Origin of the sequence: Thiofilum flexile DSM 14609, assembly GCF_000380185.1 — a bacterium.
Classification (GTDB): domain Bacteria; phylum Pseudomonadota; class Gammaproteobacteria; order Thiotrichales; family Thiotrichaceae; genus Thiofilum; species Thiofilum flexile.
The window spans coordinates 100,223-120,069 of sequence record NZ_KB904747.1 but is presented as its reverse complement, the minus strand read 5'-3'; the positions used below and the strand labels follow the sequence as shown (position 1 = coordinate 120,069).

The following is a 19,847-nucleotide window of genomic DNA, read 5'->3' as shown; positions in this document are numbered from 1 at the left end:
CCTACCCCTCAATAATCTCAAAGTCATAGCTCATTTCCGCAGTTTTACTAAACATGCTAGAGGCAGAGCAATATTTTTCAGCGGATAAATTAATGGCACGCTCGACTTTTTCTGGGTTTAAGCCTTTACCTGTCACCACAAAATGCAGATGCGCTTTAGTAAATACTTTTGGGTCAGTGCTAGCACGCTCAGCTGAAAGCTCGACATGGCAATCGGTCACTTGTTGGCGTGATTTTTGTAGAATCATCAATACGTCAATTGATGAACAGCCGCCCAAACCTAAGAGCAACATCTCCATCGGACGCACGCCGAGATTACGCCCTCCTACCTCAGGTGAAGCATCCATCACAATGGAATGACCACTGTCGGACTCACCCACAAAACTCATATGGTCTAACCATTTAACCCGTGCTTTCATGCTGCTGCTCCTTGGCGCTGTTCTAAGGTCTGCTCAATCGCATCCCACATTAAGGCCGTAATATTATCCCCATATTGGGTCTCTAATTCGCGTACACCTGTAGGGCTAGTCACATTAATTTCAGTCACATAATCACCAATCACATCCAGCCCCACAAAGAGTAATCCCATCTCGACCAGTGTGGGGGCAATCGCAGCACAAATTTCATAGTCGCGTGGCGTGAGATCAACGCCCACTCCTTTACCCCCAGCGGCTAAATTGGCTCGTGCCTCACCTATCGCGGGTATACGTGCGAGTGCATGAGGATAGGGCTTACCATTGATAATCAAAATGCGTTTATCGCCTTGCCGATACTCCGGCAAAAAGCGCTGCGCCATCACGGTGCGTTGTCCATTATGGGTAATAGTTTCTAAAATGACATTCTGATTGGAATCATCGGCTTTGACTTGAAAGACTTGCGAGCCACCCATGCCATCTAGTGGCTTCACCACAATAAACTGTTGCTCAGTGATAAAGGCTTTAATCCGTGCTATGTCACGCGTCACTAAAGTAGGTGGGCAAAATTCTGCAAACCAAGTGGCAAACAGCTTTTCATTTGCCGCACGCACACTCTCAGGACGATTCACCACTAAGGTTCCCTTACGCTCAGCCATTTCGAGTAGATAGGTACTGTAAATATACTCCATATCAAACGGAGGATCTTTGCGCATCAGTACCACATCAATAGTGTGGAGTAATCTCGCCTCTGGTGTCCCTAGGGTATAAAAAGGAGTCGCTTTTAAATCAATACTAAAGGGCGTAAGCTCGGCATAGACCATCCCATCCCGCACCCATAAATCACGCGGTTGGCAATAATATAAAGTAACACCTCGTGCTTGAGCTTCCCTAATCATCGCAAGGGTCGTATCTTTTTTAAGATTAAGACCTTGAATCGGATCCATTACAATGACAGCCGAGTAAGTACTCATACGATACAACTCCTAAAATTCTGCTTTAAGACCACGCGCAATCAGGGCTTTTACTGCATCAGCGGGGGCTACACCTTCATAAAGAATACGGTAAACCTGCTGGCAAATAGGCATCTCCACTCCAACACGTTGTGCGAGTAAGCCAATAGAACGCGCAGACTTTGCACCCTCTACCGCCTGACCAATCTCAGCAAGTGCCGTCGAGAGATCCTTACCCTGCCCTAGAGCCAGACCTAAGCGCCGATTACGCGATTGATTATCCGTACACGTTAGCACTAAATCCCCTAAACCCGCTAATCCCATTAAGGTTTCGGTTTGCGCTCCCATCACTTCGCTTAAGCGCCTAATTTCAGCCAGCCCACGGGTAATAATGGCAGCGCGCGCATTAGCACCATACCCCAAACCATCTGAAATACCGGCTGCAATCGCCAGCACATTTTTAATCGCGCCCCCTAGCTCCACACCAACCACATCGGTGCTGGTATAGACCCGATAGTGATTTGCACTAAACGCTTTAGCAATAGTTAGCGCAAGAGTGTCCGAGTTCGCAGCAACTGTCATAGCCGTCGGTAAGCCACTCGCCACTTCTGCTGCAAAGGTAGGTCCTGACACCACCGCATAGTGTTGGCAAAAGGGTAATTCCTCCAGCACCACTTCATGGAGTAATTTACCTGTCTCTAGCTCAATGCCTTTACTCGCCCAAATAATGACATCTTGCTCGGTCAGCATAGGCTGCAAGCGTTGTAGCAAGGCTCGTATACCATGACTAGGTACAACGATGAGATGGTAATGACTGGCTTGCGCGACCGTAGGCAGATCCGCACTAGGATGTAAGTTAGGAGGTAAAGGGATATTGGCTAGGTAACGCTTATTTTCACGCTCTGTCTCCAGAGCCTTAATATGCTCTGGATTACTCCCCCACAGATTGACCGCAATGTCATTGCGAGCCAATTGTAATGCCAGTGCAGTCCCCCACGAGCCTGCACCGTATACTGCTATCGTTTGAATAGTATCCACTACCTAATACTAATTAAGCCGGTTGAGAGGGTGCTTCTGCACCACGTTCCATTTGCTCTTGCAAACGGCGTACATATAACGCATCAAAGTTAATCGGTGACAGATGTAACTCAGGGAAACTACCCTTAGACACTAAGCCTGCAATCACTTCCCGCGCATAAGGGAATAGGGTATTAGGGCAATACGCCGCTAATAAATGATTCAAATGCTCAGGCGCATAGCCGGTGATATAGAATACCCCTGCTTGTTTCACTTCGACTAAAAAGGCAGGATGACCATTACTTTTTACTGTAATAGTTAGGATTAGTTCTACTTCATAATTACTATTTTGCAGAGCATTCACATGGGTATTTAGGTCGAGATCGGTGTCTGGATCCCAGGTTTCGGTGAAAACACTAGGAGAGCTAGGTGCTTCAAAGGAGACATCTTTTAAGTAAATACGCTGAATAATAAACTGTTGCTCTTCTTGTGCAGCAGCGGCTGTAGTATCGCTCATGTTGTAAACCTTGATTAGAGTCTATTGTTGTTAAATGTTTCAATCCACACCCCTAGGGATGCATTTGGGATGAAATTATTGTGCAAGGGCTTGATTGACCCATGCTTTAATCTGCGAGGTATTCATGGCACCGGATACGCGGGCTTTTTCTTGTCCATCGACAAATAGCACCATGGTGGGAATACTACGAATACCAAATACTGCACCGGCTTGCTGATCGGCTTCGGTATCGACCTTAGCTAAACGAATAGCCGGTGACAACTGTGCGGCGGCTTCAGCAAAAGCGGGTGCCATCATACGGCAGGGCGCACACCAAGGTGCCCAGAAATCCACTAAAACTGGCATCTCATTGCGGCTAATCTGTTTCTGCAATTGCTCAAAGTTTAGCTCGATGGGTGTTCCAGGGAATAAGGCCTGTCCACAAGAACCGCAGAGGGCTTGGTCGGCGGGTTTATCACTAGGGACTCGGTTGGTTTTTTGGCATTGCGGGCAGACTACTAACATGATGTTAATCCTAATAATTGATCTAACTCTCCTGAGCGATCCAAAGCCGCCATATCACTATAACCACCAATGGCACGCTCACCGATAAAGATTTGTGGAACCGTATCCCGCCCGCTTAATGTTTCCATTTCAGCCCAAAGCTCAGCATTATTGCTCACATTAATCTCAGTAAAGGGGACTCGTTTACGATTAAGTAATAACCGCGCACCTATACAATAAGGACAAAAGCGCGTGGTATACATCTTAACCGTAGGCTGGGTACTCATTACTACTTCTTACTCACGGGCAAATTCGCACTCCCCCAAGCCGCCATACCACCTGCCAAATTATTGACTTTAGTGAAGCCTTTTTTAGTCAGGGTATTAGCTGCCATAGCGGAGCGATTACCTGATTGACAATAAACTAATATAGGTTGGTCTTTGAATTTGTCCAATTCACCTATTCGGGTTGCAAGTTGACCTAGTGGAATATGACGCGCCCCTCTGATCTTTCCGGTACTCAGCTCATTGCCTTCACGTACATCAATCACCACCGTATTGTCATCATTAAGTAACCGCACGGCTTGGGTAGTATCTAGCTGCTGATATTTGCGGGTAAAACGGTTAAATTCCAACCAAATAATAAACCCTAACACCCCAACAAACCCTATTACTAGCAATAAATTATGTTGTACAAAGGTAACGTACTCGTTCACAAAACCATCCTGTTTACTAAAATGTCCTAAAGATATATGTACCTGCGTTAATGGTAAAGCATAACTATAAGTAGATAGGTAAATGCACTTACTTTAGCCAGTGCTTACCTTGCTCAACCTTAACAAACAGTACTCACTAGCGCTTAGCTGGGCTACAAAAAACCTCCTGCATCATGCTAATCAGGCGTAAAGTACGGTAGTCGCCTACCTTATAAAACACCTTATTTGCATCCTTACGCGAGGTCAAAATACCTTTATCACGTAAAATGGCTAAATGTTGGGAAATATTACTTTGTGAAGTACCTACGCTTTCCACAATATCCTGCACATTCACCTCATTCTCACCTAAGACACACAGAATCTTTAGTCTCAGTGGGTGGGAGATGGCCTTGAGTGAGCGTGACGCGCGATCAATATCCTCATCCTTGCCCAACATATCGAATGGTAAATTATAATCTTCCGGCATCATGGTACTTAATCATCTTTAAAAAGTGGCTAATTTAGAATTACTTCTTGTCTGGTATCAGAATATTACTATGCACCAATATTACCATAACCTAATAAAAAAACCTCAATACCGATAAGTAACCCATAGACTCTCCATAAAAAAACAGCGCGAGCCTAAAAACTCGCGCTGTTGGGTATGAAGATTAATTAAGAAGCGGTTTGTAACTCAGCCGCTTGTAATTTTTGTTGATACTTAGGCGCTAGGACATATTTAGCCTTGCCAACTCCGCCCTCTTCATTGGGTACCAGCACCCCATCTTTCTCTAAACGTAATAGCATTTGCTCTGCCATGGCTTGACGTTGTGGTTTACCTAAAGCAGAGGGTTTTAAACCTAATAAGCTGGCTTGATGGCGTACCACTTCGGTCACTATATCGGTCACAGGGCGAACTGTTGGGCGTACCTCACCGTGCTCAATACGATCCCGCACCTCAGCATACAGCACCTTAAAAAAGCGCTCTTGAGTAATGTCGGTCACCTTAGCCACACTCTCGGCAGCGGTCTGATGAGCAATATTATTTGCCTCTTCAGCATGAGCACTTTGCATAGTCGCGGCACGCTCTTGTGCTAATTCATCTAAACGCTGCTTACGCTCAGGGGTGACATAATCCAAATACTCATCACGCAAAGTATTACCAAAATCACGTGGAATCTCCGTTTGGCTGGCAGCCGTTTGTGCGGCTGTCTCGATTAAGGCTCCGGTCGAGTCACGTTTCAATAGCCACAAGGCTTTTTTATGATTAGCTACGAAATTTCCCACGAAATGAAACGCATACTCAAAGGTGCCAATAATAATAAAAGAGAAGATGAAGGAGGCCCAAATCGCTGTCACTCCAAATCCCTCCTTAATCAAACGGATAATGGCGTAATGTTTATCCTCATCATATTCCAAGGCTTTAGCCTGCTGTACTGCACTACTTAATAAAGCCGTGCGACTATTATCTGCTAGTTGTACTTGCGACTGTAAAGCCACGGCTTGGCGTTGATACTCGGCAATATAACGATCTAAAGTCGCGTGTGAATATTTCACGGCGCTATGATTCGCCATTTTCTGCGCCTTTAAATCCTGCCAGTAACGTAACTGAGATTGTGCGGTCGCATACGCTTGTTGTTGCGGTGTAACGGAGTTTAGTTGTGCACTGACTTGACCAATGCTTTGTACCGTGGCTTTAAAAACCTCTGAGTTTTCAGAACGATGGCGCACGGTGAAATCTTCACGCTCCATAGACTGAGAAATCTCTGAGAATAAACCAAAAAACACCACAATAAAGGTAGCAATAATGGCGGCTGCTCCTTTATAGCCACTGGCGTATAAAAAGGCTTGGGCAGCGGTAATCACTGCGGTAATGCCTAAGCCGAGTGCCGCATTCAACCATTGTTCCATAGTCCAGGTTTCGGGCTGCATACTGCCTCCCACAAAATACTTCACCACAAAGAAGGCGGAAGCTAAAAACGCGGCGACGGCTGCAATGAGTAACCAGCTACGTGCTTTATTTAAATCCTCCACAATATCGCGCAGTGACTTGGTATGAATAATTTCGGTAGGTCGATCTAATTTGGTATTTTCATGCCAATGCGTCATAATTTTCTCTCCTGTAAGCGTCTTTTCAAAAAACAGGAATTGAGTACGAAGTAAGTTGCCGCTTACTTCGTACTGCCTCATCTCATAGCATCCAGCCTGCTAAGAGTAATAAAGTGGCGGTAAACCAAATTAAATGTCCATCCGCCTTTAAACTATAAGCCGCCATAATGCCGCCCAATAAGCCCAATCCCGTCACCACTAAAGGTAGGTGTAAGGCCAATTGGTCTAGGTTATTAATGTCATCCATACCGGGTAATAAGATCAGCAAGATCCAAATTAAAATAGCCGCTGCGGCAATAATGCCCCGCATCATCCCCCACCCTGCCACAGGGGGTAGATCCGCTTGCTTAGGGTTTGAAGTGAGTAAATCAGGATCAGGGGGTATGGCTTTTAGAGTCATCAGTTAGCCCTCCATTGAAGTGATAGAGTGATTAAATAGCTCCTTTTTGAATGAAACGAATAATGGATTAATAGCCCAAAGGCTTAAGCCCATTTACGGAATAAACCGACCATTTTACCCTGTACCTGTACGCTTTCGGCGGGGTAAAACATGGATTGCAAGGTACGGTTTTCTGGGCGTAATTCCACCTGTCCATCGCTAAGGTAATAGATGCGTTTTAAGGTGGTTTCACAATCGTCTACTAGCACCGAAACAACCTCGCCACTGTGCGCATAATCTTGGCGCTGTACCACGACGTAATCACCATCCATGACACCAATATCGATCATAGAGTCGCCGCGTACCAAGAGGGCATAGCGGTCAGAGCGCACTAAGATTTCATTAGGATTCACCGTTCTTTGCTCAGGAATCGCCTCAATCGGTTTACCGGCGGCAATACGTCCTAGGACGGGTAGGTTAATGTCCTCTAGTTCTTTGGGTAATTCATAGGCTTTTTTACCCACACCTTGCAGGAGTACCTCGGCACGAATTAACGCTTGTACATGCTCATGTACGGTACTTTTACTGGTAATGTTTAACTCACTAGCAATTTCGTCCAAGGTCGGTTGTCTACCCGATTGGTAGGTGAGTTTTTGAATCGCCTCATAGGTGGCGAGTTGTTTTTTGGTTAGTGTGTTGGTTGACATCAGTAGCCCCTTTGTTTAAAACCGAACAAAACACGAACTTAATATACGCCATACCAAGCACTTTGCCCAATCAAAAAAATCAGGGCTTAAGCGCTTGATTATTCGGTTTTTCCGAGTTGACTATGAGGCGCTCATGACCTACCACACTAGCGTCATAGCCATGTGGTAAGCGATAAGCAATGCTTATGATGTAAGCAACGGGGCTAAGCATTAATGCCGACGTTTGGCTTTAGCACGGCGGGCTTGGCGTGACAGCTTATGACGGGCTGCGCGTAATGCCTCAGCATCGGGTATATGTCTAATAGGGGCAGATTCAGTAGTCACTGTTTGGGCAGTTTCTATCTTTATTGTTGTTTCTACCACTTGAACAGTGTCCATTGTTTTGGCTGTTTCTGCAGCTTGGGCTTTCTGAGCCTGAGAGCAAAACATCGGGCCATAACCTTTTTCACGGAACCACTTGGTAATAATGACCTTTTTGCCTTCCTCCACTGGCATACCATGATGGAGGGAATGACGATTGGGCGTACCGTCGCTGTGGAGATTATTCCATACCACTGCCATGCCTTGTTTAGGGTAAAAGGTTTGCCCAATATCGACAAACTTCGTGCCGCCGCCCTTAGGCGTATTGTTTAGGTAGACCATAAACGTCCACGTGCGTTGCCCCATATCACTCGCAAACTCATCATAGATATTGGTATTCGGGGCGAAATAGTCATGATGCGCCTTAAACTCTTGCCCAATATCATAGCGTTGGACTTGAATCGGCTCTGAGTAGGGTAAGCAGATACCTAAGGTTGTAGCGATTTTCTCATCAATATACTTCACAAAAACGGGGTCAGATACCTGTGTGAAATCACAGGTTTCACTAGTCCGGAAGCGATCATCGCCATTACTATGGGTCACTTCGGACGGTTTTAAGTATTCTTCAGAAATTGCGATTAAGTGCTCACACTCTTCGGGGCTTAAAAAATTTTCAATGGTATAGAGCTGTAATAAATCATTATCGAAGCGTTTAGCCTCTAACTGTGGGGTATTCACACATAAGGGGGGGCTAGAGAGGGCTAGATAGTCAATATCGGCATTTTTATGCTCTAAGGTCTCGGTGGCCTCAATACCAGTGGGGTAGGCATCGCCCATCATGGCTTTGATAATGGTCACACTAAAGCCATTTTCACGCATAATTTTGTATAAATCGCTGGGGGCGCAACGGCGCTCTAGATTCAATTGAACCCAACTTAGCCATTCCGGGTCTAAATGTTCAGTGCTCATACTTGATCCTTATCTTCATTATTACTATATGGTTAATGCCTAATAGTGTCGCATAATAGACTAAATTGTACTGAACAATGGCGGACTAAAGACAGGAGTTCGGTTATTAATGGTTGATAAGCTAGTGCTTTAGTCGGGTATATGCTGAAGCTTATCGCTTTTAAACTTGCGGGTCTTGCAATAATAAAAGTTTGTATCACACTGATATTAGGTAGGCTGTTTAGCCGCTTGTGTTGCCTCGTTCTAGGTGGCACACTTATTTCCTCCCACCTTTTCAGGGAGCCTTTACATTCAATATGTTTAATTCGTTCATTAGGATAGTTATTTATGAATAAGCCAAAAGTACGTCATCGTCGGATTAATCCGATTGCTCGCGAGCCGATTTTGAGAAAAGGGGGCGAGCATAAGGTCAGTAAAGGCGGCGAACGTCAACAAGCTAAACAATCATTAAAACGTCAATTACGTCAAGAGGCTGGGGCTTCCAGCCTCTCTGACCAACGCCTGTGTGCTTAAGCTAATCCCTCATTAAATCCCGCTCTCATCCATCCCTTACTCTAGAATCAATTCTGCTTTAAATAACCGTTCGTCGGTTGTATAATTCTGCGTAAACCCTCAGCAGCTACGGAACCCACCTGTAATATAGTTTTATTTCAGCGAGCTATAAAAGTGTCCAAATGGAAATAAAAAGTTTTATTAGAAATATTCGACGTAAACAGATTGTACTCTACAAGAGATACTTAAAAACAATAGGTGAATCAAAATATTTATCTAGGTATTTATTTCGCATAGCACAATTCGGAATATATGCCTTCATAGCACTAGTATTAATTAATATATTAGGTTTGCTTTTTGATTGGACAGATACTCTTGGTACATTTGGCGACTTTTTGGGTGGCACTCTCAATCCAATTTTCACATTTCTAACATTAATCAGCCTTATTGTGACTATTGTACTTCAAAAAGTAGAGCTATCCTTAGCTAGAGCCGAATTTAAGAGATCATCAGACTCATTAGAAGCTCAGAGTAAGAATCTTGAATATCAAAGATTTGAAAATACTTTTTTTAAGCTTTTAGATTTTTTTGAATCATGTAGAGATGATGTATCTTATGAGTCAATAAATCATAAAATCTTAGATAAAATTATAATTTCAGGACGAAGTGCAGTAAAAGGAATTTATCTAGAATTTACTAAATCCTATTTACCCAGACACCCTGATCATACTACGGGGGCTGATTACTCTGACTTCCTAAATGGGACATATAAACCTAATTATGAAATCATACCTCAAACAAAACAATTATGGCTCTTCAGGATCTTCCGTGGTGAGAACCTTTCTCATTATTCTGTTGGATAATTCTGCTTAACGAAATCAACAAGTTGAGATGTTCAGTCTGCTAAATTTCGCTCTTAATATGATTAAAAATTCAGCATTACCACGGGAAATCCCAAAGAGCCCATAAAAGTCTCCTTTGCGATCACATGATGCTTATAACAAAGGTATCTCTAATAATGCCCTCATACGCTCCGCCCACGGAGCAAAATTACTATGTTGACTCGCTAAGCTTTCTAATAAACCTAATTGACTTGCAAGAGCACCCTCCACCTCAGCCTCAATCTGCTCAATCATTTTTAGACTCAAGCCACAATGCTGGCGGGCGAATTGATGCAGCACTTTCCGCTTAGGCCAGCGTTTAGAACCACCTAATAACAGTGCCATCGAATCCTTAGGTAAATAAGGTACAGTACTGACAATATCAAAGATAGGCGCTAATTTACGCTCAGTATTCGGCAACACCCCACTGTGATAATCCACTAAAGCAGAATACAGCACCCCATTATTTTTTAAATGTGCATCCCCATTTCGCACTCGTATATTCAAATAAGTCAGCTTATAAAAATCAGCTAAGGCTTGAGCCTGTTGGTTAGCCGATACAAATTGACGAATTGTATGGGTACAAGCCTCTAAAGAACTATCATATTTAGCCTTAGTACCTTTACCCTGCAATACACAAAAATCTTCAAACCCCAATGCAATACCCTCAGGGGTTAAATCAAAGCGCTCCGTAATCAGTAATTGAGCATTATCACTCAGATAAAAATTAGGGACTTCCAAACCAGCAGCTCGTGCGATACTTAGGCATACATATTCATTACAAGCTAAATGGGGATAATCCTTTGCCCATGTTTTTACAATATAATGGCCTAAAGGTAGGGTCAGGTGCTGTTGTAAGGGCATAAGAACTTTAGGCTGTACCCCCGCCACTCCCGAATAAGTCGCATAACGCGCTAGTAATTGCGCGAATAAATCCACATCCGTACTGCTAATTAATTGATTTAAGGTGAATGGCTGCTCTGTGGATAGGGGCAACGGTTGGCCTGCCACGCTATACGCCAAACGCCCGATTTGGTGGCGACCTAATAATGCCAATACACTTAAATCATCACTGCCATAGTGCTTTGCTGTCATCTGCTCTAGCGCCCAGCGTAGGGCACCTTCGGGCAGATTCATCTGAAAAATCGGATGGAGTTCGGAATAGTGATAGCTCGCTACCCGTAGGGGCATAGTAAGAGATAGCGCCTCGGTAGCATGAGGTTGATAGCTAAACACATGTTCATGCGCCTCTTTTTGAAGCCGCCCGCTAAATAATGGCTGCTCATCATGCCCCAAATACACATCAATATCAGCCATAAATGCCCCGCAACTCATCTAAGGTCGGTAGGCTTCTATCACGACTACAAAGCTCTTTGCCTAATATATTCAGCACCATTTCTACTTTGCGAATACCTAGATCAGGGTAGTTATTCCGCTCTAAGGCTCCAATGGTGGTTCGATCTAAACCACAAAGGTTGGCTAATTGCTGTTGAGTTAAGCCTTGAGCGCGGCGGGCTTGACGAATCGTGTGGCTAAGGGTTTCTAACATGATGAATATATCTATCAAAATCGGCTTATTGGCTAGTATTGATGAATATATTCATCATAACAAGAAATTTAAGGCTTTATCCCACCCTAAGATCCAAAGCGCTACACTTAGCTCTCTAACTATCTGCTTAGGAGCCTATGATGCATCGCCTAATCCTAATCTTTACCTTATTGTGTCTACCACTATTCGCCCATGCTGAAACCCTTAAACTCACCGCCAAACCTATAGTGACTGGCTTGAATCACCCGTGGAGCGTGGCCTTTCTATCCGATGGTGAAATCTTAGTAACCGAGCGCAATGGGCAATTACGCCGTATTCAAAACGGCAAACTCCTACCTCAACCGGTGCAAGGCCTCCTCCCTTTTCGTGCCTATGGACAAGGAGGTTTGCTAGGGTTAGCACTTCATCCGCAGTTTGCTAACAACCATTGGCTCTATTGGTCTTATACCGGATCAGGACAAGGCGGCTACAGCACTCACCTGGCACGCGGTAAATATCAAAATGGGCAACTAACCGAGGTACAAGAACTCTTTAAAGCCGACCAAAAATCCAATGGCCCTGTCCATTTTGGTGGGCGTATTGTGTTTGACCGCCAAGGTTATTTATATCTAGCCCTAGGCGAACGTGGAGAACGAGATAATGCACAAGACCTCTCTAATCACTCAGGGAGCCTCATTCGCCTCAAAGATGATGGCTCTATTCCAGCTGATAATCCGTTTGTGAATACCCCCAACGCTAAACCCGAAATCTATAGCTACGGACATCGCAATCAACAAGGAGCCGTTATCCATCCACAAACCGGCGAACTCTGGACGCATGAACACGGCCCACAAGGGGGCGATGAAGTAAACCGGATTCAAAAAGGCGCTAACTACGGCTGGCCTATCGTTACCTATGGCGAAGAATACGGCGGTGGCACTATTGGACCTCATCATAAAGCAGGCTTTATTGACCCCGTCTATTATTGGGTTCCCTCAATTGCCCCCTCCGGTATGGTGTTTTACACCGGCAACCGTTATCCCCAGTGGCAAGGCAGTTTAATAGTAGGCTCGCTCAAATTTGAACTATTGGCACGCTTAGTGATGCAAGGTAATAAAGTCACTAAGGAAGAGCGCTATTTAGAAGGACAAATCGGACGAATTCGGGATGTGCAACAAGGGCCAGATGGCTATTTATATGTATTAACCGATGAGACGAATGGCGGTTTATACCGGATTGAGTTAATGCCCTAATGCAGTCACTTCATGACGTTAATACTATTTTCAGGTAGGATGCACGTTCTATTAGTTACTCTCGCTTTAAAAGGATTAGCTCATGCTGTTAATTCCCGCCATTGATCTTAAAGATGGTAAATGTGTGCGTTTACGCCAAGGACGTATGGATGACTCAACCGTATTCTCCGATAGCCCTGTCGATATGGCAGCACGCTGGGTAGACGAGGGCGCACGTCGCTTACATCTGGTGGATTTAAATGGTGCCTTTGAGGGTAAGCCAGTGAATGGCGAGGTCGTTAAGCAAATTACGGCCCGCTTCCCCCATATTCCCGTCCAAATCGGGGGTGGTATCCGTGATGCAGCCACCATTCAAGCGTATATCGAGGCTGGAGTGCAGTACTGTATTATTGGTACTAAGGCCGTACAAGACCCGACATTTGTCATTGAAGTATGTCAGCAATTCCCCAACCATATCATTGTCGGTATTGATGCTAAAAATGGCATGGTGGCAACTGATGGCTGGGCGGAGGTTTCACACGTTTCTGCCATTGAGCTGGCTAAACAATTTGAACAAGCGGGCGTTAGTGCCATTGTCTACACCGATATTGCCCGCGATGGCATGATGCAGGGTGTGAATGTGGCTGAAACCGCAGCACTTGCTCAAAGCATTAGTATCCCCGTCATTGCCTCTGGTGGAGTCACGAATATGAATGATATTAGTGCACTCTGTGCGGTCGAGGATAAAGGTGTCATGGGTGCGATTTTAGGCCGTTCGATTTACGAAGGTACGATTAATCTTGCTGAAGCACAACGCTACGTTGACAGTCTAAAGGGGTAAATCATGGGTTTAGCTAAACGTATTATTCCCTGCCTAGATGTCGATAATGGACGTGTGGTGAAAGGGGTGAACTTTGTCGGGATTCGTGATGCGGGTGATCCGGTTGAAATTGCAGCCCGTTATAATCGCGAGGGGGCCGATGAGATTACCTTCTTAGATATTACCGCGAGTTCTGATGATCGTGAAACCATGGCCCATATGGTTGAACAAGTCGCCTCTCAAGTATTCATCCCTCTCACCGTAGGGGGCGGGATTCGGAAACTAGATGATATTCGTCGCATGTTAAACGCGGGCGCAGATAAGGTGTCTATTAATACAGCGGCTGTTTTTAACCCCGACTTTGTCCGTGAAGCTAGTGACTATTTTGGTTCGCAATGTATTGTCGTAGCGATTGATGCCAAACGAGTTAATGCCCCTGATGAACCCTTAAAATGGGAAATTTTCACCCACGGCGGGCGTAAAGGTACAGGCATTGATGCGCTAGCTTGGGCGGAAAAAATGGTTGAATTCGGTGCAGGGGAATTACTCGTCACCAGCATGGATCGAGACGGAACAAAGAGCGGCTTTGATCTAGAATTAATGCAGGCGCTGAATGAGCGCGTCAATGTCCCCCTCATAGCCTCAGGAGGTGTGGGATCACTCCAGCATTTAGCTGATGGTATTTTAACAGGAAAAGCGGATGCGGTATTAGCCGCCAGTATTTTCCACTTTGGGCAACATACTATCGGTGAGGCAAAAGCATTTATGGCCGAGCAAGGCATTGAAATGCGCCTATAACACTCATTACAAGAACGGATTACATGCTCAAATTAGATCGCCAACTGATTGCAGAACGCAAAGCAAAACTAGAGGAAGCTAAAACCGTCCTCAAACAACATTTTGTGGGGATTGATAAGATTATTGACGACCTGGTGGATTATATCCAGGTGTGGTACTTAATCCCCGACCTGCTCAAACGCCCCGTGATTGTCAATCTCTGGGGTATGACGGGTGTTGGTAAAACCGATCTCGTGCGTAAACTCGTAAAAAGCCTTCATTTCCAAGATCGTTTTGTAGAAGTAGAGCTATCGAATGTGGACGAAACACTGTGGCACTCCTCTATTTCATCCGTACTAGATAGCCATGACTTACATGATGGTAAGCCTGCTATTGTGCTATTTGATGAAATTCAGCGCTTCAACACTATTGATACTGATGGTAAGCCTTTAGGCCAAACCAAGTTTATGGATTTTTGGGAGCTACTGTCTGATGGTCGCCTGTCTAAAAAGCACCGCGATAATCTAGACAACTTCCTCATGGGTTACTTCCAACGCCGTAAAGAGACTCAACGTAAACGCAATAAAGGCGAAGAGGTTGAAGAAGAAACCGTCTATTTAAGCATGTGGGAAGCCTTGGAATTACGCAAAGCGCTGAATTTAGATGCGAATGTTGAAGACCTCATCGACATGACAGAAGACGAAATGGTCGATTTAGTCATGTCTGCTAAGCGGCAAAAAGCGATTTACGAACCGATTAATCACTCTAAAACCCTGATTCTGATTTCAGGTAATTTAGATGATGCTTTCCATATGGCGACTCAAGCCTCGGAAGCGGATGTGGATGCGGATATTTTCCATGCCTTCACCACTAAGGTGACGCTCATGGATGTAAAAGAAGCGCTGATGAATAAATTCCGCCCCGAACAAGTCGCGCGGTTTGGTAATATTCATCTGATCTACCCAAGTCTTAGAAAACAAGACTTTGAGACGCTGATTCAACGTGAGATTGAGCGGGTTTGCCGCGAAACTTTCGAGCATACTGGGGTGCAATTGACCTTAGATGACAGTATTGCTCGCTTGATTTATCGGAATGGTGTATTTCCGGTACAAGGGGTGCGCCCAGTCTTTTCGAGTGTGACCGATATTTTAGAAATGAATCTCTCTAAAATGCTGTTACATGCGTTGACGCATGGTGAAACCACAATCTATCTGCACTTTAATGAAGCAGAGCAAAAGATTGAGGCTAAGGTCGGCGATACAGACTTCTCCTATGCGTACTCAGGCCGCATTGATAAAATTCGCCAAACGAATCAACAAGCGGCGGTGGCTAATATTAGTGTGCATGAATCAGGGCATGCGGTAGTCTATATGGTGTTGTTTGGTCTAGTTCCCTTACAATTACAAAGTAAGGTAGCAAGTAGCTATTCGGGGGGCTTTACTTTCCCCCATCAAATCCATCGTACTAAACGTACCCTACTGGATATGATCAAGGTCTATCTCGCCGGTGGTTTAGCTGAGGAAATTATTTTTGGCTCCCTAGATGCTTCAACGGGGCGCGAAAATGATCGTGAACAAGCAACGGTATTGGCTCTCGACTATGTGCGTAAATACGGTTTTGATGATGAGTTTCAAGCGACCTACACCCTAGATCATCATGCTTATACGATGAATCGTGATGTGACCGATATGGACGTAGAAAAAATGATGATGCGGTTAGTTAGTGAGACCCGTGAGCTATTGAGTCGTCATATTCTGCTATTACAAAGCTTATCCTTACAATTAGCCCAAAAAGGGCAGTTAGATAGCTCAGTAACGGCTGACTTAGCGGCTCAGCATGGCATTAGTGTGGAAGTTAAACCCGAAGGTCACTTACATATTCCTACTTATGATGCGAAATTAGCTGCTGTACAAGGTCATTAAACGGGATAGGTATGAGCTTTGACTATGAATGAATCGATTTTGACCGCCTTAGCGGATGTACTAGAGCAACGCAAAGGGGCTGATAAAGATAGCTCTTATGTTGCCTCCCTCTACCATAAAGGTCTAGATAGCATTCTCAAGAAAATTGGTGAGGAAGCGACGGAAACCGTCATGGCGGCTAAAGATGGCGTACCGGATAAAATCGTGTATGAAGTAGCCGACCTATGGTTTCATACCTTAGTATTATTAGCACAACAGAATTTACATCCTGATGCGGTATTAAATGAATTAGCGCGTCGGTTTGGCTTATCGGGCTTGGAAGAAAAAAGCCAACGCCCACCCCACTAAAAGGATTTCATTATGCACTTTAGTCCCTTACAACTGGTTCTTATTTTAGTTATTGTCATTTTGCTCTTTGGTACTAAAAAGCTCCGCAATATGGGCGGCGATCTAGGGGAAGCCTTTAAAAACTTCCGCAAAGCAGTAAAAGATGGCGATGATGCTAAAGACGAGCAACCGACTAATACGGCTAATAGCCAATTACCGCCTCAAACACCGAATGCGGAAGGACGAGTTATCGACAGTCAAGCCACTCAAAAAGACAAAGTATCTTAGGATAGATCATGTTTGAAAGCAGCTTCCTCGAAATGCTGGTCATTGGTATAGTCGCATTATTAGTCATCGGCCCCGAACGTTTACCCACTGTTGCTCGTACCATAGGTGGCTGGATAGGGCGTATTAAACGCTTTGTAGCTAAAAGCAAAGCGGATATTGAGCATGAACTCCGGGCTGATGAGCTACGTGACATGCTTGCCAAGCAAGAAGAGGAGCTGCGTAATTTAAAGATTATGATGAATGAAAAAACAGCCGAGGTACGCAAGGAATTAGAACCCTATGACAAGTCCTGAACCTTCTTCTTCGGCAACTATGCTCGGTGGCTTTTTAGAGCATCTGGTGGAGTTACGTGATCGGCTCTTACGTATAGTTATGGTAGTGGGGGCGGTTTTTATCTGTCTCACTCCCTTTGCGCAAGATTTATATAATATTCTGTCTACCCCCCTGATTCAGCAATTACCCGCTGGGGAAAAGCTGATTGCAGTTGGTGTGGCGTCCCCCTTTTTAATTCCCTTTAAATTAGCTTTATTAGTCGCCTTTCTAGTCACCTTGCCTTATACCTTTTATCAAGTGTGGGGATTTATAGCGCCTGGACTGTATGAGCATGAAAAACGACTCATTACTCCCCTCTTAGTCTCTAGTGTATCGTTATTTTATATAGGGATAGCCTTTGCCTATTTTGTGGTAATCCCCATGATTGCGCGGGCAGCGGTGGCCTTTGCGCCGAGTAATGTGAATCCAGCCCCCGATATTGCCAGTTATTTAGATTTCACCGTGGCTATGTTTCTAGCCTTTGGTTTGAGCTTTGAAACACCCGTGGCGACTATTTTATTGATCGGTATGGGTGTGGTGAGTGTTGATGCTTTAATTAAAGCGCGTCCCTATATTATTGTGGGTGCATTTGTGATTGCTATGTTCCTGACTCCACCGGATGTAGTCTCACAAATTTTAATGGCTGTACCGATTTGGATGCTATTTGAGTTAGGATTATTACTGAGCCGCGTTTTTGAAAAGCATATTGAACGTTTCAGAGTTGCAAAGGATCAGTTTGAGCAGGCAAAAACTCAGCAAGATACTGAGGCAAGCTCTGCTAATACTGCTAGCCCTGCCACAACGATGGCGACTGCTACTGCTACTGCAAGCGCTGCTGCTGCCAGTACTTTATGGGAGGATGATCAATACTTAGTAGAAGATCTTAAATCTAGTCACGCGCCAGAAGCGTCCCCTGCCGCAAAAACAGACGATACCTTCAGACCCTTAACCGATGAGGAAATGGATGCTGAAATGGCCCGTATTGCTGCTGAGCAAGCTAAGCTAGAAGCCGAACATGCCGCTCACAATCCTAATTTACCTAATGATGTAGACAAGACCTAAGCAGAACTATGAATACCGTACCACGCCGTAAAACCCTATTGATTATCCTTGATGGCTTTGGAGTGAATCCCAGCAAAAAATATAATGCTGTGTATGAAGCCAATACCCCTAAGCTTGACGAATACTTTGGCAAATACCCCCATACTACTTTGCAAGCGTCCGGTCGTGCCGTCGGTTTGCCGGATGGTCAAATGGGTAACTCAGAGGTAGGTCATTTGACCCTAGGCTGTGGTTCGATTTTAAAGCAGGACTTGGTACGCATTGATGATGCGATTGAGGACGGTACACTGGCTAAAAACGATGCCCTACTCACGGCATTAAACTACGCTAAATTAGAAAACCGCCCCCTGCATTTAATTGGCTTACTCTCTGATGGGGGTGTACATAGTCATATTAATCATTTAGCAGCTCTCATACAGCTCTGTCATCAGCACGGGGTCACCGCATCGGTACACGCTATTACCGATGGGCGTGATACAGCACCTAAAGCGGCCTTAGGTTTTATTGAGCGTGTAGAAGCCGTCTTAGCTCAAAATAAGGGTGTACTCTCGACCGTAACCGGACGTTTTTATGCAATGGATCGGGATAAACGTTGGGAGCGCGTCAAAGTCGCTTGGGACGGTTTAGTACGCGGTATGGGTGTACCGGTACGCTCAGGTACGGCTGCGATTGAAGATGCGTATGCAGCGGATGAAACCGATGAATTTATTAAGCCGCGTATTATTCAAGGTGGGAAATTAATTCAAAGTGCTGATCCGGTTTTGTTCTTTAATTTCCGTAATGATCGTCCGCGTGAAACCTCTGATGCTTTAGCGAGTGTTGATTTTAAGCATTTTGATCGGGGTGAGTTTAAGCCAGTCAAGTTAGTCACTATGACGCTCTATGATAATCAACTCCCTGCTTTAGTGATGTATCAACCTGAACGTGCGAGCACGAATCTAGCCGATGTGATTAGCCAAGCGGGTTTAAAACAATTCCATTGCTCTGAAACTGAAAAATATGCGCATGTCACTTTCTTTTTTAATAGTGGCAAAGAAGAGCCTTATGCTGGTGAAGAGCGTCTAGTGATCCCATCACCTAAAGTCGAAACTTACGACCTTAAACCAGAAATGAGCGCACCAGAAGTTGCGGATGCGGTGTGTGCGGCCTTAGATCAAGGGGAGCATAGTTTTATTGTGGTGAACTTTGCCAATGGTGATATGGTGGGTCACACTGCTGTACCGGCTGCGGTGATTCAAGCCGTTGAAGTGCTGGATCGTGAAGTGGGGCGCGTACTCGATTGTGCGGTAAAAAATGACTATTCGGTGATTTTAACGGCTGATCATGGTAACTGTGATGAGTATACCGATCCTTTAACCGGCGAACCTAATACTCAGCATACCGTTTACCCAGTGCCTTGTTTGGTTATCGACAAACAACATTGGCGTTTATCAACTAGTGGGGGGTTAAGTAATATTGCAGGAACCGTATTACAACTCATGGGCTTAGAGCAGCCGTCCACGATTCAAGGACGCAGCTTATTGTTAGAGCCAGTTACAGGCGCACCCGCAGCTTATTGATCATTTTTACCCTACCTCGTCTATCGGTTAATTCGGCGTATCTTAGCAAAGCTCGCTAAGATACGTTTTAACCCAATTTAATTAATAATAAGAATAACGATGAGGTC

Annotated in this window: 25 protein-coding genes; 11 read left to right on the top strand and 14 right to left on the bottom strand. The window is 44.8% G+C overall.

What is annotated here, in order from left to right; genetic code table 11:
* Position 1 precedes the first annotated feature (1 nt).
* From A3IK_RS0101835 to A3IK_RS20010, 12 genes are all read right to left on the bottom strand, one after another.
* Positions 2-418 carry an OsmC family protein gene (locus A3IK_RS0101835; protein ID WP_020558255.1) on the bottom strand — a complete coding sequence of 139 codons (417 nt, stop codon included), beginning with the start codon at positions 416-418 and terminating at the stop codon, positions 2-4.
* Entirely contained in the window at positions 415-1,386 is a 972-nt protein-coding gene (gene gshB / locus A3IK_RS0101830; RefSeq protein WP_020558254.1) for a glutathione synthase, read from the bottom strand. Before gshB ends, A3IK_RS0101835 begins: the two co-directional genes overlap by 4 nt.
* A gap of 12 nt (positions 1,387-1,398) precedes the next feature.
* On the bottom strand, positions 1,399-2,403 hold the full coding sequence (locus A3IK_RS0101825; RefSeq protein ID WP_020558253.1) for an NAD(P)H-dependent glycerol-3-phosphate dehydrogenase: 1,005 nt from the start codon (positions 2,401-2,403) through the stop codon (positions 1,399-1,401).
* Between the two features lie 13 nt (positions 2,404-2,416).
* Entirely contained in the window at positions 2,417-2,899 is a 483-nt protein-coding gene (secB, locus tag A3IK_RS0101820; protein WP_020558252.1) for a protein-export chaperone SecB, read from the bottom strand.
* A 75-nt stretch (positions 2,900-2,974) separates the two neighbouring features.
* Positions 2,975-3,403, bottom strand: a complete 429-nt coding sequence (gene trxC / locus A3IK_RS0101815) for a thioredoxin TrxC (RefSeq protein ID WP_020558251.1) — start codon at positions 3,401-3,403, stop codon at positions 2,975-2,977.
* Complete coding sequence (gene grxC, locus A3IK_RS0101810) at positions 3,397-3,669, bottom strand: glutaredoxin 3 (protein WP_020558250.1); 273 nt, start codon at positions 3,667-3,669, stop codon at positions 3,397-3,399. Before grxC ends, trxC begins: the two co-directional genes overlap by 7 nt.
* 2 nt (positions 3,670-3,671) lie before the next feature.
* Positions 3,672-4,097, bottom strand: a complete 426-nt coding sequence (locus tag A3IK_RS0101805; protein ID WP_020558249.1) for a rhodanese-like domain-containing protein — start codon at positions 4,095-4,097, stop codon at positions 3,672-3,674.
* 136 nt (positions 4,098-4,233) lie between these two features.
* Positions 4,234-4,566 carry an ArsR/SmtB family transcription factor gene (locus A3IK_RS0101800; RefSeq protein WP_020558248.1) on the bottom strand — a complete coding sequence of 111 codons (333 nt, stop codon included), beginning with the start codon at positions 4,564-4,566 and terminating at the stop codon, positions 4,234-4,236.
* Positions 4,567-4,751: 185 nt separating this feature from the next.
* Entirely contained in the window at positions 4,752-6,185 is a 1,434-nt protein-coding gene (locus A3IK_RS0101795) for a hypothetical protein (RefSeq protein ID WP_020558247.1), read from the bottom strand.
* A gap of 82 nt (positions 6,186-6,267) precedes the next feature.
* Entirely contained in the window at positions 6,268-6,585 is a 318-nt protein-coding gene (locus tag A3IK_RS0101790; RefSeq protein WP_020558246.1) for a hypothetical protein, read from the bottom strand.
* A gap of 83 nt (positions 6,586-6,668) precedes the next feature.
* On the bottom strand, positions 6,669-7,271 hold the full coding sequence (gene lexA / locus A3IK_RS0101785; protein WP_020558245.1) for a transcriptional repressor LexA: 603 nt from the start codon (positions 7,269-7,271) through the stop codon (positions 6,669-6,671).
* A gap of 210 nt (positions 7,272-7,481) precedes the next feature.
* Positions 7,482-8,540, bottom strand: coding sequence for a prolyl hydroxylase family protein (locus A3IK_RS20010; RefSeq protein WP_020558244.1), 1,059 nt, complete (start codon positions 8,538-8,540; stop codon positions 7,482-7,484).
* 327 nt (positions 8,541-8,867) lie between these two features.
* On the opposite strand from A3IK_RS20010, the gene A3IK_RS0101775 reads away from it, so the two are divergent.
* Together A3IK_RS0101775 and A3IK_RS20005 are read left to right on the top strand one after the other, a co-directional pair.
* The gene (locus A3IK_RS0101775; RefSeq protein WP_020558243.1) at positions 8,868-9,053 is read left to right on the top strand and encodes a hypothetical protein; all 186 of its coding nucleotides are present in this window, start codon (positions 8,868-8,870) and stop codon (positions 9,051-9,053) included.
* 161 nt (positions 9,054-9,214) lie between these two features.
* On the top strand, positions 9,215-9,895 hold the full coding sequence (locus A3IK_RS20005) for a hypothetical protein (protein ID WP_020558242.1): 681 nt from the start codon (positions 9,215-9,217) through the stop codon (positions 9,893-9,895).
* A 132-nt stretch (positions 9,896-10,027) separates the two neighbouring features.
* On the opposite strand, the gene A3IK_RS18195 is transcribed toward A3IK_RS20005, so the two are convergent.
* Both A3IK_RS18195 and A3IK_RS0101760 read right to left on the bottom strand, forming a co-directional pair.
* Entirely contained in the window at positions 10,028-11,230 is a 1,203-nt protein-coding gene (locus A3IK_RS18195) for a type II toxin-antitoxin system HipA family toxin (protein ID WP_020558241.1), read from the bottom strand.
* Positions 11,223-11,462, bottom strand: coding sequence for a helix-turn-helix transcriptional regulator (locus tag A3IK_RS0101760; protein WP_020558240.1), 240 nt, complete (start codon positions 11,460-11,462; stop codon positions 11,223-11,225). The genes A3IK_RS18195 and A3IK_RS0101760 overlap by 8 nt, the downstream gene beginning before the upstream one ends.
* 137 nt (positions 11,463-11,599) lie before the next feature.
* On the opposite strand from A3IK_RS0101760, the gene A3IK_RS0101755 reads away from it, so the two are divergent.
* The 9 genes from A3IK_RS0101755 (at position 11,600) to gpmI (ending at position 19,740) form a co-directional block, all read left to right on the top strand.
* Positions 11,600-12,694, top strand: coding sequence for a PQQ-dependent sugar dehydrogenase (locus A3IK_RS0101755; RefSeq protein ID WP_110690235.1), 1,095 nt, complete (start codon positions 11,600-11,602; stop codon positions 12,692-12,694).
* Positions 12,695-12,776: 82 nt separating this feature from the next.
* A complete protein-coding gene (hisA, locus tag A3IK_RS0101750) occupies positions 12,777-13,514 on the top strand; it encodes a 1-(5-phosphoribosyl)-5-[(5-phosphoribosylamino)methylideneamino]imidazole-4-carboxamide isomerase (protein ID WP_020558238.1) in 738 nt (245 codons plus the stop codon).
* 3 nt (positions 13,515-13,517) lie between these two features.
* Positions 13,518-14,291 carry an imidazole glycerol phosphate synthase subunit HisF gene (gene hisF, locus A3IK_RS0101745; protein WP_020558237.1) on the top strand — a complete coding sequence of 258 codons (774 nt, stop codon included), beginning with the start codon at positions 13,518-13,520 and terminating at the stop codon, positions 14,289-14,291.
* Positions 14,292-14,314: 23 nt separating this feature from the next.
* Positions 14,315-16,192 carry an AAA family ATPase gene (locus A3IK_RS0101740; protein WP_020558236.1) on the top strand — a complete coding sequence of 626 codons (1,878 nt, stop codon included), beginning with the start codon at positions 14,315-14,317 and terminating at the stop codon, positions 16,190-16,192.
* A 24-nt stretch (positions 16,193-16,216) separates the two neighbouring features.
* Positions 16,217-16,540: a phosphoribosyl-ATP diphosphatase gene (locus tag A3IK_RS0101735; RefSeq protein WP_020558235.1), complete on the top strand. Its 324-nt coding sequence runs from the start codon at positions 16,217-16,219 to the stop codon at positions 16,538-16,540.
* A 12-nt stretch (positions 16,541-16,552) separates the two neighbouring features.
* Entirely contained in the window at positions 16,553-16,807 is a 255-nt protein-coding gene (gene tatA, locus A3IK_RS0101730; protein WP_020558234.1) for a twin-arginine translocase TatA/TatE family subunit, read from the top strand.
* 8 nt (positions 16,808-16,815) lie between these two features.
* Positions 16,816-17,100, top strand: a complete 285-nt coding sequence (gene tatB / locus A3IK_RS0101725; protein ID WP_020558233.1) for a Sec-independent protein translocase protein TatB — start codon at positions 16,816-16,818, stop codon at positions 17,098-17,100.
* The gene (tatC, locus tag A3IK_RS0101720) at positions 17,087-18,181 is read left to right on the top strand and encodes a twin-arginine translocase subunit TatC (RefSeq protein WP_020558232.1); all 1,095 of its coding nucleotides are present in this window, start codon (positions 17,087-17,089) and stop codon (positions 18,179-18,181) included. Before tatB ends, tatC begins: the two co-directional genes overlap by 14 nt.
* An 8-nt stretch (positions 18,182-18,189) precedes the next feature.
* Positions 18,190-19,740, top strand: a complete 1,551-nt coding sequence (gene gpmI / locus A3IK_RS0101715; protein ID WP_020558231.1) for a 2,3-bisphosphoglycerate-independent phosphoglycerate mutase — start codon at positions 18,190-18,192, stop codon at positions 19,738-19,740.
* The last annotated feature ends 107 nt before the right edge of the window (positions 19,741-19,847 follow it).